At 62.0% G+C, this 14961-nt stretch carries 13 protein-coding genes; 3 read left to right on the forward strand and 10 right to left on the reverse strand.

Annotated elements, in window-relative coordinates:
• Positions 1–278 precede the first annotated feature (278 nt).
• A complete protein-coding gene (locus tag QMX88_RS16045; protein WP_020290439.1) occupies positions 279–437 on the reverse strand; it encodes a DUF3309 family protein in 159 nt (52 codons plus the stop codon).
• 448 nt (positions 438–885) lie between these two features.
• Here QMX88_RS16045 and QMX88_RS16050 point away from each other — a divergent pair, with 448 nt between their 5' ends.
• The 3 genes from QMX88_RS16050 to csrA all read left to right on the forward strand — a co-directional run bounded on the left by QMX88_RS16050 (position 886) and on the right by csrA (position 2502).
• The gene (locus QMX88_RS16050; RefSeq protein WP_282371026.1) at positions 886–1698 is read left to right on the forward strand and encodes an SDR family oxidoreductase; all 813 of its coding nucleotides are present in this window, start codon (positions 886–888) and stop codon (positions 1696–1698) included.
• Positions 1699–1770: 72 nt separating this feature from the next.
• Positions 1771–2103 (forward strand): YnfA family protein, encoded by a 333-nt coding sequence (locus QMX88_RS16055; RefSeq protein WP_192170961.1) that lies wholly within the window; start codon positions 1771–1773, stop codon positions 2101–2103.
• Between the two features lie 201 nt (positions 2104–2304).
• Complete coding sequence (gene csrA / locus QMX88_RS16060; RefSeq protein WP_192170962.1) at positions 2305–2502, forward strand: carbon storage regulator CsrA; 198 nt, start codon at positions 2305–2307, stop codon at positions 2500–2502.
• A gap of 44 nt (positions 2503–2546) precedes the next feature.
• On the opposite strand, the gene QMX88_RS16065 is transcribed toward csrA, so the two are convergent.
• The 9 genes from QMX88_RS16065 to mnmC all read right to left on the reverse strand — a co-directional run bounded on the left by QMX88_RS16065 (position 2547) and on the right by mnmC (position 14872).
• Positions 2547–2777, reverse strand: coding sequence for a YheU family protein (locus tag QMX88_RS16065; RefSeq protein WP_065986890.1), 231 nt, complete (start codon positions 2775–2777; stop codon positions 2547–2549).
• Positions 2778–2841: 64 nt separating this feature from the next.
• Positions 2842–4026, reverse strand: a complete 1185-nt coding sequence (locus tag QMX88_RS16070; RefSeq protein WP_282371034.1) for an osmoprotectant NAGGN system M42 family peptidase — start codon at positions 4024–4026, stop codon at positions 2842–2844.
• Positions 4027–4153: 127 nt separating this feature from the next.
• On the reverse strand, positions 4154–5902 hold the full coding sequence (ngg, locus tag QMX88_RS16075; protein WP_282371036.1) for an N-acetylglutaminylglutamine synthetase: 1749 nt from the start codon (positions 5900–5902) through the stop codon (positions 4154–4156).
• A gap of 3 nt (positions 5903–5905) precedes the next feature.
• Positions 5906–7678 carry an N-acetylglutaminylglutamine amidotransferase gene (locus QMX88_RS16080; RefSeq protein ID WP_282371038.1) on the reverse strand — a complete coding sequence of 591 codons (1773 nt, stop codon included), beginning with the start codon at positions 7676–7678 and terminating at the stop codon, positions 5906–5908.
• Between the two features lie 437 nt (positions 7679–8115).
• Positions 8116–8343 carry a hypothetical protein gene (locus QMX88_RS16085; protein WP_192170966.1) on the reverse strand — a complete coding sequence of 76 codons (228 nt, stop codon included), beginning with the start codon at positions 8341–8343 and terminating at the stop codon, positions 8116–8118.
• A gap of 135 nt (positions 8344–8478) precedes the next feature.
• Positions 8479–9576 (reverse strand): lipocalin-like domain-containing protein, encoded by a 1098-nt coding sequence (locus tag QMX88_RS16090; protein WP_282371040.1) that lies wholly within the window; start codon positions 9574–9576, stop codon positions 8479–8481.
• The gene (locus tag QMX88_RS16095; protein WP_282371042.1) at positions 9566–12046 is read right to left on the reverse strand and encodes an ABC transporter permease; all 2481 of its coding nucleotides are present in this window, start codon (positions 12044–12046) and stop codon (positions 9566–9568) included. The genes QMX88_RS16090 and QMX88_RS16095 overlap by 11 nt, the downstream gene beginning before the upstream one ends.
• Before the next feature lies 1 nt (position 12047).
• A complete protein-coding gene (locus tag QMX88_RS16100; RefSeq protein WP_282371044.1) occupies positions 12048–12716 on the reverse strand; it encodes an ABC transporter ATP-binding protein in 669 nt (222 codons plus the stop codon).
• A 149-nt stretch (positions 12717–12865) separates the two neighbouring features.
• Complete coding sequence (gene mnmC / locus QMX88_RS16105) at positions 12866–14872, reverse strand: bifunctional tRNA (5-methylaminomethyl-2-thiouridine)(34)-methyltransferase MnmD/FAD-dependent 5-carboxymethylaminomethyl-2-thiouridine(34) oxidoreductase MnmC (protein ID WP_282371046.1); 2007 nt, start codon at positions 14870–14872, stop codon at positions 12866–12868.
• Between the last annotated feature and the right edge of the window lie 89 nt (positions 14873–14961).

Genomic DNA, 14961 nt, shown 5'->3' on the forward strand with positions numbered 1-14961 from the left:
GGTGCAGGCTGAACGCAGGTCTCGCGCAGTGGGCCGAGCCGCATGGATGCGGCGAGAGCGCCGTCAGGACAGGGATGTCCGTTCGGCGCGGGCCCACGGAGCGAGACCGGAGTGAAGGAACCCTGACGAAGGAAGGGCCCAACCAGGAGCACAAGCCCTTGGTTACTTGGGGCTTTATCAAGTAACTCGCCGAAGGCGAAACAGTTCTGCTCCAGCAGAACCGCTTCCATAAAAAAACCGCGCCTAAGCGCGGTTCTTTTTGATGCCAGACTTAGCAGTTAAATCCTGCCCAGCAATACCAATATCAGCAGGATCACCAGGATCGTACCGATGATGCCCGACGGACCGTAGCCCCAGCTCCGGGAGTGTGGAAATACCGGAAGTCCACCGACCAACAGCAGGATAAGGATGATGATCAGAATTGTGCCGATGCCCATGACGAGTTCCTTCTAGTGTTCTTGGAAGATGGCTGTGCAGTTCAAGAGGTTGCCACGACGGCTAATCATTGTGCTGCTTGATTGATCCGACTGTCGGACCAATCAAAAGGTTCTCAGCTGCCGAAATAAAAAATAACATCTTCAGGAAAGGCCAGGAAAATCATAGGCCTGCGTCTTTAACAAAAGTATTTTCCGTATTCAAATGCTGATTGGAAAAGCGCAAAAAGTACTTCGCCTAGTGTGGAACCAAGCGGTAACTAACCGGTCACCAAGTTCGATGTAACGCGCTTCTCGTTAATCATCCACCTGCCTAAATACATCCAAAAGAGTGCCCACCCATTCAAACCATCGGTTTGCCTCCCATATTCAGCGATCTGATGAAGGGTTTGTCGGACAATCTGTCTGTTTACACTCTAGTGACTTCTTAATAACCGACAAGGCGTCTGCTATGCACAATCGCATCATGATCACCGGCGCAGGGTCCGGGCTGGGACGCGGGATCGCGCTGCGCTGGGCGCGCGAGGGCTGGCAGCTAGCGCTGTCGGACGTCAGTGACAGCGGCCTTCAGGAAACCCTGCGCCTGGTGCGCGAAGCGGGAGGCGACGGTTTTATTCAGCGCTGTGATGTTCGCGACTACAGCCAGCTCACCGCATTCGCCCAGGCCTGCGAACAGAAATTCGGCGGCATCGATGTGATCGTCAACAACGCCGGCGTCGCTTCAGGCGGGTTCTTTGGCGAACTGTCCCTCGAGGATTGGGACTGGCAGATCGCGATCAACCTGATGGGCGTCGTCAAAGGCTGCAAGGCGTTTTTGCCGCTGCTGGAACAGAGCAAGGGCAAGATCATCAACATCGCCTCGATGGCCGCGTTGATGCAGGGCCCGGCGATGAGCAACTACAACGTCGCCAAGGCGGGCGTCGTTGCGCTGTCGGAGAGCCTGCTGATCGAGCTGCGCCAGCAGGAAATCGGCGTGCATGTGGTGTGTCCGTCGTTCTTCCAGACCAACTTGCTGGATTCCTTTCGTGGCCCCACGCCGGCGATGAAAGCCCAGGTCGGCAAGCTGCTGGAAAGCTCGCCCATCAGCGCAAAGGACATCGCCGATTACATCTACCAGCAGGTCGCCAGCGGCGAATTCATGATCCTGCCCCATGAACAAGGGCGAATGGCCTGGCAGCTCAAGCAGAAAAATCCCCAGTTGCTGTACGACGAGATGGCCAACATGGCGGAGAAGATGCGCGCCAAGGCGAAGTCCGGGAGCTGAGTCAATCGTTCGCCACGGGTCTTTTCTGATAGGGTTCCCGGCACTTTCCGGCTGACCTGGACGAGGCTCATCGTGCTCAATTACCTGTGGTTCTTCCTCGCTGCGCTGTTCGAGATCGCCGGGTGTTATGCCTTCTGGATGTGGCTGCGCCAAGGCAAGAGCGCGTTGTGGGTGATTCCCGCGTTGATCAGCCTGACGCTGTTCGCCGTGCTGTTGACCCGGGTCGAAGCCACTTACGCCGGACGCGCCTACGCGGCGTACGGCGGCATCTACATCATCGCTTCCATTGCCTGGCTGGGCGTTATCGAACGTGTTCGCCCGTTGACGTCGGACTGGATCGGCGTCGGCCTCTGCGTCATCGGCGCCACCATCGTTCTGTTCGGCCCGCGCTGGTCTGCCGCCTGATTTTCCGTGTTTTAGGACCAAACTGACGTCTGCCGGACCTTTCTCTGACGTGCAGGCCGGAAATGCCCGGGCGCGTAGGAAGCGTCTGTCAGCCATGGTCTTGAAGGGTTGAAGGGCGTTACTGATTTTGCTCTGGCGCATTGAAGCGCCGGGACCTGAGCGTCAACCTGCTTCCTCGGTTACAGCCAAGGAGCAGGACGTATGCTGGTATTGACGCGAGAAATCGGCGACACCTTCAACATTGGCGATGACATCACCCTGAGGGTGCTGGGCATCTCCGGCAATGAGGTGCGCCTGGGAATTGATGCACCGCAAAGCGTCAGAATTCATCGGGCAGAAGTTATTCGACGAATCGCCTCACGACTGCAGAACCTGGCCAACCGGGGGCCGGGCAGGTAAGTCCACCTTAGTCGCCATCCAGACCCGGTTGTGGGCGCAGGGGCCTATTCCTCGAAATATTCCTTGGGCACTTCGTGCTTGAGCATCAGCTGACATTGCTGGCTGTCCATGTCGAAGAAAATCACCGCCTGACCCTTGCTCAACGCATGGCGTACCCGCAATACGCGGGTTTCGAGGGGGGTGTCGTCGCCGTTGTCAGTACCGTCGCGGGTCACGAAATCCTCGATCAGGCGCGTCAGGGTGTCGGCTTCGAGTTGGTCGTAAGGGATCAGCATAGGTTTCTCGGCCATCACAAAAAGAACACGGGGCGGCGATGCTATCGCGCCCCGTGCGGGCAGGCTACCGCTGCCCCACCAATGTATCCACCGACGGCACACGAGTGTCGCTTTCCATCTGCGCGTCGTGTTCCAGCTGATGGCTGAAATTCTCCAGCGATGCGTTGGACGGATGCGCGTCGCTGGCAAACACTGGCGGGCTCATGATGTAGGCGGTGAGCAGACGGCTCAGGGTGCTCAGGCTGTCGATGTGCGTGCGCTCATAGCCATGGGTCGCGTCGCAGCCGAACGCCAGCAGGGCGGTGCGCGTGTCGTAACCGGCAGTGATCGCCGAGTGCGCGTCGCTGTAGTAATAGCGGAACAGGTCGCGGCGTACGGACAGCTCGTTTTGCTCGCCCAGGCGCAGCAAATGGCGTGACAGGTGATAGTCGTAGGGGCCACCGGAATCCTGCATCGCCACGCTGACCGCGTGTTCGCTGGAGTGCTGGCCGGGGGCAACGGGGGCGATGTCGATACCGACGAACTCGCTGACGTCCCACGGCAGGCTGCCCGCAGCGCCGCTGCCGGTTTCTTCGGTAATGGTGAACAGCGGGTGGCAATCGATCAGGGGTTCGACGCCGCTGTCGACGATAGCTTTGAGCGCCGCGAGCAGAGCGGCGACGCCGGCCTTGTCGTCCAGATGGCGCGCGCTGATATGCCCGCTGTCGGTGAACTCGGGCAACGGGTCAAATGCCACGAAGTCGCCGATGTTGATGCCCACCGATTCACAATCCGCGCGGGTCGCGCTGTAGGCGTCCAGGCGCACTTCGACGTGGTCCCAACTGATGGGCATGGTGTCGACGGCCGTGTTGAACGCGTGCCCGGAGGCCATCAACGGCAGCACGCTGCCGCGAATCACGCCATTGTCGGTGAACACGCTGACGCGGCTGCCTTCGGCAAAGCGACTGGACCAGCAACCCACCGGGGCCAGGCCCAGTCGGCCGTTGTCTTTCACTTCACGAACGCTGGCACCGATGGTGTCCAGGTGCGCGGAAACGGCACGATCGGGGCTGTTCTGTTTGCCTTTCAACGTGGCGCGGATGGTGCCGCGACGGGTCAGTTCGAACGGAATGCCCAGTTCTTCAAGCCGCTCGGCGACGTAGCGCACGATGGTGTCGGTAAAACCGGTGGGGCTCGGGATCGCGAGCATTTCCAGCAGGACTTTCTGCAGGTAATTCAGATCCGGTTCAAGGATGTTTGCAGTCGTCATAGGGACCTCAATGTGTGGCGCAGATTAAGCTGAGAGCGGACTCGCTCGCGGGACGGGTCTGGTGTCGACGAATTCGTCGCCCGACCAGACCTGTCGCGGGCAGGCTCAGGGCTACAGCGGTTGCGCCTTAGCCATGGGCAGGCTGGCTGTGGGGAAACAACAGATCGACGAAACGCTCGGCCGTCGGTTGTGGCTCGTGATTGGCCAGGCCGCAGCGCTCGTTCGCCTCGATAAACACATACTCCGGCTGATCGGCGGCGGGCACCATCAGGTCCAGACCCACCACCGGGATGTCGAGGGCGCGGGCGGCACGCACGGCGGCGTCTTTCAGCACCGGGTGAAGAATCGCGGTGACGTCTTCCAGGCAGCCGCCGGTGTGCAGGTTCGCGGTGCGGCGCACGGCCAGACGCTGGTCCGCCGGTAACACGCTGTCGAAGCTGAAACCCGCTTCCTCAACGGTGCGGTGGGTTTCATCGTCCACCGGAATCTTGCTCTCGCCGCCCGTGGCTGCAGAGCGACGGCGACTTTGCGCCTCGATCAGCTGACCCACGGTGTGACGGCCATCGCCGATGATCTCGGCAGGACGGCGGATGGCGGCAGCCACCACCTCAAAACCAATCACGACGATGCGCAGGTCGAGCCCTTCGTGGAAGCTTTCGAGCAGCACACGGCTGTCGAACTGGCGGGCACGCTCAACCGCCGCCTGGACATCTTCGATCGTACGAAGGTCCACGGCCACGCCCTGACCCTGTTCGCCATCGACCGGCTTGACCACGACGCGCTGGTGTTCTTCAAGAAACGCCAGGTTGTCGTCGCCGTTACCCGCCAGTTGCTGCACCGGCACTTCCAGCCCCGCCGCCTTCAGCGTCTTCTGGGTCATGCGCTTGTCCTGGCACAGCGTCATGCTGACGGCGGTGGTCAGGTCGCTCAACGACTCGCGGCAGCGCACCCGGCGGCTGCCATGAATCAGCGTGAACAGTCCGGCCTCGGCATCATCTACTTGCACCTCGATGCCGCGACGATGGGCTTCTTCGACGATGATGCGCGCGTACGGGTTGAAGTCCGCCTGTGGGCCGGGGCCGAGAAACAGCTTCTCGTTGATGCCGTTTTTTCGCTTGATGGCGAAGGTTGGCAGATTGCGGAAGCCCAGCTTGGCGTACAGGCTTTTTGCTTGTTCGTTGTCGTGCAGCACCGACAGATCCAGGTACGCCAGACCCCGGCTCTGGAAGTGCTCGACCAAATGACGCACCAGCACTTCGCCGACGCCAGGCCGTGTGCATTGCGGATCAACCGCCAGGCACCACAGGCTGCTGCCGTTTTCGGGATCGTTGAACGCCTTTTGGTGATTCAGGCCCATGACGCTACCGATCACGGCGTTGGTGGTCTCGTCTTCAGCAATCCAGTAGACCGGGCCGCCTTGGTGCCGAGGCGTCAGCAGGGCAGGGTCAATGGGCAACATGCCACGGGCGATGTACAAATTGTTGATCGCGGTCCAGTCACCTTCGCTTTGCGCTCGGCGAATCCTGAAGCCACGAAACACCCGCTGGGCCGGGCGGTAATCGCTGAACCACAGGCGCAGCGTGTCTGACGGATCGAGAAACAACTGTTGCGGCGATTGCGCCAGCACCTGTTGCGGTGCGGCGACATACAGGGCGATGTCGCGCTCGCCCTGCTTTTCGTTGAGCAACTCTTGCGCGAGGGATGCCGGGTCGGGGTAAGTGTGGCCAATCAGCAGCCGTCCCCAGCCGCAATGCAGAGCCAGCGGTTCTGTCTCAGGCGTGCTGCCGTCTTCGGCAAGGCGAGCCTGCAAGCGCTCGTACGACGGCGCCTGGCCGCGCAACAAACGCTGGTTATGAATCGAAGCGTTGGCTTTCATCGGTCAGAGTCCTTGTTCGCTGAGCCACAGGTTCAGCGCTGCGAGCTGCCACAGCTTGGAGCCGCGCAGGGGCGTCAGTTGACCCTGTGGATCGGTGAGCAGCTTGTCGAGCATGACCGGGTTGAACAGGCCACGGTCCTGGCTTGGATCGAGCAGCAGATCGCGGACCCAGTTCAGCGTGTCGCCCTCCAGATGCTTGAGGCCCGGCACCGGGAAATAACCTTTCTTGCGATCAATGACTTCGGACGGAATCACCAGTCGCGCCGCTTCCTTGAGCACCTGCTTGCCGCCGTCCGGCAACTTGAAGCGGCCCGGAACCCGTGCCGACAGCTCGACCAGTCGATAGTCGAGGAACGGGGTGCGTGCTTCGAGGCCCCAGGCCATGGTCATGTTGTCGACGCGTTTGACCGGGTCATCCACCAGCATGACCGTGCTGTCCAGTCGCAGGGCTTTGTCCACGGCGGCATCAGCGCCCGGCATCGCGAAATGCTCGCGCACGAAATCACCGGCCGCGTCATTCGCCGTCAGCCACTTCGGCGTAACGGTGTCGGCGTATTCGGCGTAACTGCGGTCGAAGAACGCATCGCGGTAGGCGGCGTATGGGTCACTGGCGCCGTCCACTTGCGGGTACCAGTGATAACCGGCGAACAACTCGTCCGCGCCCTGACCGCTCTGAACCACCTTGCAGTGCTTGGCCACTTCGCGGGACAGCAGATAAAAGGCGATGCAGTCATGGCTGACCATCGGCTCGCTCATCGCACGGAAGGCGGCGGGCAGTTGCTCGATGATTTCGCTTTCCTTGATGCGCAGTTGATGGTGGTTGGTGCCGTAGTGTTTGGCGATCAGGTCCGAATACTGGAACTCGTCGCCGCGTTCGCCGCCGGCGTCCTGAAAGCCGATGGAGAAAGTCGACAGATCTTTCACGCCCACTTCACGCAGCAGACCGACCAGCATGCTCGAGTCGACGCCGCCGGAGAGCAGCACGCCAACGTCCACCGCAGCGCGTTGACGAATGGCAACGGCTTCGCGCGTGCTGTCGAGCACACGGTCGCGCCAGTCTTCGAGGGTCAGATTTGCTTCGTCAGCACGCGGGCCATAAGGCAGGGTCCACCAGACTTTCTGCTCGACCTTGCCTTCGGCGCTCACGCGCATCCACGACGCCGGCGGCAGTTTTTCCACACCGGCCAGCAACGTGCGCGGCGCAGGCACTACGGCGTGGAAGTTCAGGTAATGATTGAGCGCGACCGGGTCGAGCATCGGGCTGATGTCGCCGCCTTTGAGCAATGCGGGCAGCGCGGATGCAAAACGCAGGCGCTTGTCGGTGCGCGACAGGTACAGCGGCTTGACGCCGAGACGGTCGCGGGCGATGAACAGGCTTCTGTTGTCGCGCTCCCAGATGGCGAACGCGAACATGCCGTTGAGCTTGGGCAGCATGTCAGCGCCCCAGGCGTGATAGCCCTTGAGCAGCACTTCGGTGTCGCCGCCGGAGTGGAACTGGTAGCCAAGGCTTTCGAGCTCGGCACGCAGTTCCGGGAAGTTGTAGATCGCGCCGTTGAAGGCCAGGGACAGGCCCAGGTGGCTGTCGATCATCGGCTGTGCCGAGCCGTCCGACAGGTCCATGATTTTCAATCGACGGTGGCCGAGGGCAATCGGCCCCTGGCTGTGAAACCCCCACGCATCCGGGCCGCGAGCCGCGAGATGATGAGTGATACGTTCTACTGCGGCGAGATCCGCAGGTTGATTGTCAAAGCGTAGTTCGCCAGCTAATCCGCACATCTGTCCTAAACCCTTTATGTTTTCGGCGTGTTTGGCGTTACTGGGATTGCGCGGCGATAGATGCCGGGTTCATTCCGGGCATCAGGCGCATGATTGCGTACATATGGCGCGTGTCGTACATCCTGCGCTGTCTAATCCCGAGCCTGCGCAATGCACTCAGCCAGTAACGATTCGGCCCTGTCCCGGCGCGGATATACAGCCCTGACACGAACCCGCTTCCTATCGGCGCGAACACGTCATCAGGGCGCGCTGCCGTCAGCGGCCTAGCTTTATCGAGTACCAGCAGGCGTGGATCGTTCAATAAAAAAACATTGCAAGGGAGGGAGGCGTGGCCGGGTTTTTAATCACCGACGACGTTTTTCGTGGGATGTCGACTCGCTCATAGGTGCAAGACGCGCTGCCCACGTAACGGCTGGGAAGCGCATCACTCGCCCGACTCAACGCGAGCGGTTGGCGATCCGTAAAGCCGCGGTTTTGATGTACCTCACCGAGTTGGCAAGGTTACCGGCGTGACTTTCGAGGAGCATGAGGTCCTCTTGTCGACACACAACTCTCTGAGCCTTCAGGTAGATGGCATGACCTTCGAGAAATTGCGACAGAGAGTCAAAGTAAGCCGCCGAATCTTCGAGATCCGACTGCATATCTTTCAAGCTTAATGTAGACATCGAGGCTCCAGACGCTATTGAAGTAGGCGTCCTGGCCTGACGGGGTTGGGGTATTTAGTTCACTGTCCGATGCTTTGTTTATCGGCAGCCGTCAGGAAACTTTAGATGATTATTAGGGTCTGGCTCGGCGGCGTGTCAGTAGCCCGTCATCTCCAGATACCCCACACCCTCATGGCTACCGCTCAGGGTGACTGGCCCCTCCCAATAAGGAATCTGCAGGTTCATCCACGCCTGGGGGTTAAGCGCTTCGACCGCGATATCCACGGCCTTCGACGGTATTTTCACCGACCAACGCGTGGGCATGTCGCGGCCTTCAACGTCAGTGGTGTCTTCCGGTGCCAGTTCTATGTCCTTCGCTGCCAATTGCTCGGTACTGCCATCGGCGTTGATCCATGTCCCGGTCAGGTACGGCTCGCCGTCCTTTTGCCGCATGCGATAGAGCATCACTTCGGTGCCATCACCCAGATGCAGTGAGAACCAGTCCCAGCCCGTCTGATTATCGGTGAGCGGCTGGCTGCTCCACTCCCGGTCCAGCCACGCGGGCCCGGACACCTGATAGGTTTTGCCGTCGATCTCGAGGCTGCCGTCCGCCTGAAAAAACGGCTGGCTGTAGTAGTACGACGCCTGACCCTGTTCGGACTTCTGGCTGAAGCCCTGTTTGCCTTGCAGCACCAACGGCTTCGTGGCTTTCAGGTGCAGGCGATAGTTGAACTGCGGACTGCTGGCCTGCAACTGCATGTCCGCCAGCGGGTCATCGGTGGCAGATTGGCTGGTGAAGGACCAGTCATCTATCCAGGCCGCGAACGGTGCCAGGGTCACGCCGGCCTGCTGCACGCCGCCGCGGGCGTAGCGTTCCGCTGCGAAATGATCGTCCTGGGACGTCACGGCGGCGTGGCCCATCCACAGATTGCGGTTATTCCAGCCAGACCCATCGCCTTGCAGCCCTTTCGCGCGGGGGAGGGCATTGCGAAACAAGGTCCATTGCACGCCAAACGACTGGCCGTCGGCATCCTTGAGGTTGGCGGTGACGTACCACCACTCGATGCGAAAATCATCGTGGGGGCCATGATCGTCGGGAAACACGAAGCGTTTGTCCGGCGTCACCTGCGCGTAACTCGAGGCGTCGTCGGCAAGGCCTGCGAAGCCTTTTTCTTCCTCGGGTTTGTCGTCGCAGCCGCTCAGCAGGGTGACGAGCAACAGACCAACGAGCGGGATCAGGGCCTTAACCTTCATTGGCGAAAGTCCTCAACAAATCAGCAGGGCGGGTGCGGTATAAACGATAGAGCGGCCATGCCGAGGCCAGCAGTGTGGCGAGCATTGCCAGCAGCGTCAGGCGCAACAGCTGCATCGGGAACACCTGCAGCGGCAGGCGCCAACCGAAGGCTTGCACGTTGATCACCGCGTCCAGACACCACGCCAGCAAAAGCCCCAGCGGAATTGCCAGCACCAGCGTCAGCACCGCCAGGAGCCACGTCTGCGCCAGATTGAGCAACATCAATTGGCGCCGCGTTACGCCCAGCGCCCACAGCGGCGCCAGTTGTGCGAGGCGGCTCTGGCTCTGGGTGAGGAGACTGATGAACAGCGCGACGCCGGCCACCATCAAGGTCAGGCTGTTCAACGCGGCCGTGGCGGCGAAGGTGCGTTCGAAGACCTGCTGCGACCAGGCCTTGAGCTGAATCTGATCGACGATGCGGTTGTCGTCGATGGTGAATTTGTTGTGCAGCACCCTCAGCAGTTGCGGGATGGCGTGGGGATCGATGCGCAGATTGAAACGGTTGGGCGTCAGCTGCGGCCAGTGCTTGAGCAGGTGGTCGGCGTTCACCAGCATGTGGCCCTTGGGATTGCCGTAATCGGCATAAATGCCAACGACCCGCAGCGGCCATGGCCCGTCCGGCGCCGGCAGTTTCACTTCATCGCCAACGCTGACATCCAGACGGCGGGCCAGTTGTTCGCTGAGCATCAGCGTGTCTTCCTGCGCCAGTTGCTTCCAGGCATCGCCGCTCGCCGATTCCAGCAGCGGCCAATGCTGGCGATAGTGCGGATGGTCGATAACGCCATACAGCTCGGCCGGCCAGCCATGCAGCTGCAGCGACACCTGCCAGTTGGGCAGCACCGCCGAGGTCAGCGGTTGCTGACTCAACCACTGCTGCAACGGCGCGGCCTGGGCGGGATTCTGCGGATTGATGTACAGCTCGGCGCTGAGGCGTTGCTCCAGCCAGTGGGTGAACGTCTGACGGAACCCCGACGTCATGCTGCCCGCGCCGATGTTTGCTGCCATCGCCAGAAGTAAGGCCATGAGCGCCAGGCTCAGGGCCGGCAATTGTTGTCGGCAGTCAGCGAGAAACCACTGGCCCAGCACCGAGCGGCTCCTGCCCAACAGTGCGTTGAGCAGCAGGTTGAGCAGCACCGGAAGGCCCAGCGCCGCGCTCAATAACAGGCTGGCCATCAACACGAAGCCCAGCGCCAGGCTGTCGCCAAACAGCGCGGCGGATACTGCAATCAACGCCGAAATCCCGGCAACCCAGCCCTGGCGTCGCAGCCATTTGGCGTGGGTTTCGTGCCATGCCTGGGCATTGGCCAGCGCCAGCAAGGGCAGACGCGCCGCGCGCAGCAGGCTGCTGGCGCCCGCGAGAAACGCGCCGAGCAGACTGACGCCCAATCCACTCAGCCACCACCAGACGCTCAGGTTCAGGTGGCCCGCGACTTCAGCGCCGTACAGCCCGCGCAGACTCGCCGCGACATCGGGCAACAGCGCGCTCGCCAGCCAGTAACCACTGATGACGCCGGCGATGCCACCGAGCAAGGCCAGCACGCCGAGCTCGACCACCAGACTCACCATCAACCCGCGTGCGCTGACACCGCAGGCACGCAGATTGCGCAGGAGCCCGCGACGCTGTTCCAGCGCGAGACCAATGGCCGCATGCACGATGAACAGCCCGACTACGAAAGAGAGAAAACCCAGCGCGTCGAGGTTCAGGTGGAAGCTCTCGGTGAGCCTGCCCAGGTCGTTGTCTTCGCCGCTTTTGCGCAGCACCAGCTCGCCGTTCAGCTCGGCCGGCAGGGGAGGAGCGTTTTCGGCAAAATCCTTGGGCAGCACCAGCCGCGAGATCTGATTGGGCTGGTTGAGCAATTGCTGGGCGAAACCGATGTCCATGAGCAGTACACCCGGCGCCATGTCGGTTTTCCCACGCAGTGGCGGCAGTACCTTGCCGGAGTCGATGACCGGCTGCTGGCCTTCATGAAGACCGAGGGCCGCGAGGGTCTGCGGGGAAATCCAGGTAGTGCCGGGAGGGGTGAAGAAGTCGACGATCTGCTCGGTGTCCAGCGATTGCCCGGCCAGCGCGGTGTTCACCGGCAGTGAGACTGGCTCGATGCCGAGCACGGTCAGGCGCTGCTCCGGCGCTTCTTTCAGGGTGACGCGTCCGCGGAGTGCGGGGGAGACCGGCCATCCCGCGCGGCGCAAGGTCACGAACAGGTCCTGGGAAAAGTTGGCGCCGTTGGGCGAGACCAGGATCTTCTGCGGCTCGCCACCGATCATCTGACTGGCTTTGGCGTAGCTTTCACGGGCCTGACTGTTCAGCGCCTGCACGCCGGTCAGCAGGCTGGTCGCCAGCCACAGGCCGGTCAGCACGCTGAAAAACTGCACGGGATGGCGCCGCCAGTGGCTCAGCAGCGCCTTCAACGTCCAGTAGAAGACCGGCATCTCAGCGTTCGCCTTCGCTGACCAGCCGACCCAGATGCAACACGGCCTGACGCTGCAATCGTGCCGCCACCCTCGGGCTGTGGGTCACCATCAACAGGCTGGTCGTGCTATCGGCGAGGAGGTCCAGCAACAGTTGCAGCACTTCATCGCTGGTGGCTTCGTCGAGGTTGCCAGTGGGTTCGTCAGCGAGCAGCAGGGCCGGGCGAGACGCGAGAGCCCGGCCAATCGCAACGCGCTGCTGCTGGCCGCCGGAAAGCTGTTCGGGGTAGCGCTTGAGCAGCGCGCCCAAACCCAGCCGCTCGGTGAGTTCGGTCTGCCATTCGGGCTGGTAGCGCCCGGCCAGACGCGCCTGGAACGCCAGGTTGTCTTCGACTTTCAGGCTGCCGATCAGGTTGAATTGCTGGAACACCAGGCCGATTTCCGTACGCCGCCAGTTGGCCAGCTGCGCTTCGTTCATCTGGTCGAGACGCTGCCCGGCGACCTCGATGCTGCCCTTGTCCACGTGGTCCAGCCCGGCCACCAGATGCAGCAGCGTGCTCTTGCCGCTGCCAGACTCACCCATCAACGCCAGACTGCCGCCCTGATCCAATTGCAGGTCCGCGCCACGCAAAACGGCCAATGGGCCCTGGGCCGTGGCATAGCTTTTGAACACACCCTGGACTTGCAGCATCGACACGCACCTAAATGGAGGGATGGGCTGGAGGATAACGGTTTGGCCGGAGCCGATGTAGCTGGCGAAGCAGTGGATCTTCGGCAGGAGCAAGAAGTTGCGTCGGATAGCGGCGACGGGCGCCTGGACAGCCGATACCGCAGGCCTCTCTACTTACCGCGAATCAGCCCGCGCAGCGCGAATCGGTTGGGGTGACAGGCTTCGGCCACGCTTCGCGGCAGTGGCAGAGGTTCGTCATCCAGCCAGGCGGCAATCAGTTCGCCGGACAGCGGCGCAGTGATCAGACCGCGAGAGCCGTGACCGCTGTTGACGTACAGCCCGGCGAGCCATGGGCACTCGGTATCCGGCGTCTGGCGCGCATCCTTGCGCAGCACGGCGTACGCTTCAAGAAACGCCGCCCGGTCTGCCAGCGGCCCGACGATGGGCAGGTAATCCGGGCTGGTGCAGCGAAACGCGGCGCGACCTTGCAGACCCTCCGCTGGCAGAGCGGTGGCGTCCAGCCGCTGGGTCAGGTCCTCGGAGATCTCCCTTAGCAGTTCGAGATTGCCGAGATGTTCGGCCGTATTCGGCGTCAGGTCATCGCTGTTGAAGGCGAAGCTTGCCCCTAGCGTGTGTTCGCCGTCGCGCGCAGGCGCCACGTAACCCTCGGCGCACACGACAGTCGTCAACGCGCGGCTTTCGGGGGTTGCAGCCAGTCGGGTAATCTGCCCGCGAATACGCTTGAGGGGCAGGTCAGCGCTGGCCGGAAAGCGTTTGATTTCGGCTGCGCCCGCCAACACGACGACCGGAGCAGAAGCCAGCAGACGCTCGCCATCCCACGCCTGCCACAGCGCCCCGTCCCGCCGCAGCTCGATCACGTCATTGTGGGTTAGCAGCTTGATGTTGCTTGCGCTGGCCTGATCGCGACACAACGCCGGCGGATGCACCCAGCCACCTTGGGGGTAAAACAAACCGCCGCTCTTCAACACGACACCGGCCCGTGACTCGGCGTCAGCCCGGTCCAGCACATGCAGCAGATCCTCGGGGAACGCCGCCGCCAGTTGCGCCTGACGCGCTTGCTCTTTCTCGTCGAAGGCCAGCTGCAGCACGCCGCAATCGTCCCAGTCGATGCCCCGTTGCAGGCGTTCCAGCAAACGGCGGGTGTGACCAAATCCGCTCAAGATCAGCTGCGACAACGGGGTGCCGTGGGCCGACAGCTTCAGATAGAGCACGCCTTGCGGATTGCCCGATGCTTCTTGCGCCAAATCCCCGTGACGTTCCAGCAGACTGACGTGCCAACCGCGCGCGGCAAGACTTGACGCAGTGGCGCAGCCGGCCAGGCCTGCGCCGATTACCAACGCCGTGCGCGGGCCGTCCGGTGACGTCGGCCGGGCAAACCAGGGTTTGGCGCGCGTGGGCGTTGGCACGCTTTCTGGCCAGCCGATGAAGCGGCCTTTGAGCACTTCCCACTTATGCCCGATCCCCGGCACGCGCTTCATCTTGAAACCGGCTGCGTTCAATGCCCGGCGCACCCAGCCCGTGCTGGTAAAGGTGCCGATGGTCGAGCCCGGTGCCGCCAGCCGCGCCAGCTCTGCGAAGAGTTCGGGCGTCCACATTTCCGGGTTTTTCGCGGGGGCGAAACCGTCGAGAAACCAGGCGTCGATCTGTCCGTCCAGCTGCGGCAGCATGTCCAGCGCATCGCCAACCAGCAAGGTCAGGGTCACGCGGCCGCCCTCGAAGACCCAGCGCTGGAAGCCCTGATGCACCGCCACGTATTGATCCAGCAACTGATCCGCTTGCTCCTTGAGCTCGGGCCACAAATTCAGCGCGCGTTCCAGATCGGCACGGGTCAGCGGGTATTTTTCGACGCTGACGAAATGGAGGCGGGCGTCTGCCGCTGCGCTGGCATTGAACAGCTGCCAGGCGCACAGGAAATTCAGCCCGGTACCAAAACCGGTTTCGCCGATCACCAGCCGACCACCCGCCGGTAACGCAGCAAAGCGCTCGGGCAGCTCGTTCTGGGTCAGGAACACATGGCGGGTTTCATCCAGGCCCGATCCGGTCGAGAAATAAACGTCGGCGAACACCCGTGAATGCGGATTGCCGTGTTCGTCCCAGTCGATCTGGGCGTGGGCGATCTGGTCATCGGCGATCTGGGTGTGGTCAGTGGTGGTCATGTTCGGCTCGGGGCGGGCGAGGTGGCGATGTTACTCCAGCGTCCGGGGAGGCGTGCACTACATATGTATGCCACTTTGCGGCTGCGTTC

The organism is Pseudomonas sp. PS02290 (assembly GCF_029960075.1).
Classification (GTDB): Bacteria; Pseudomonadota; Gammaproteobacteria; order Pseudomonadales; family Pseudomonadaceae; genus Aquipseudomonas.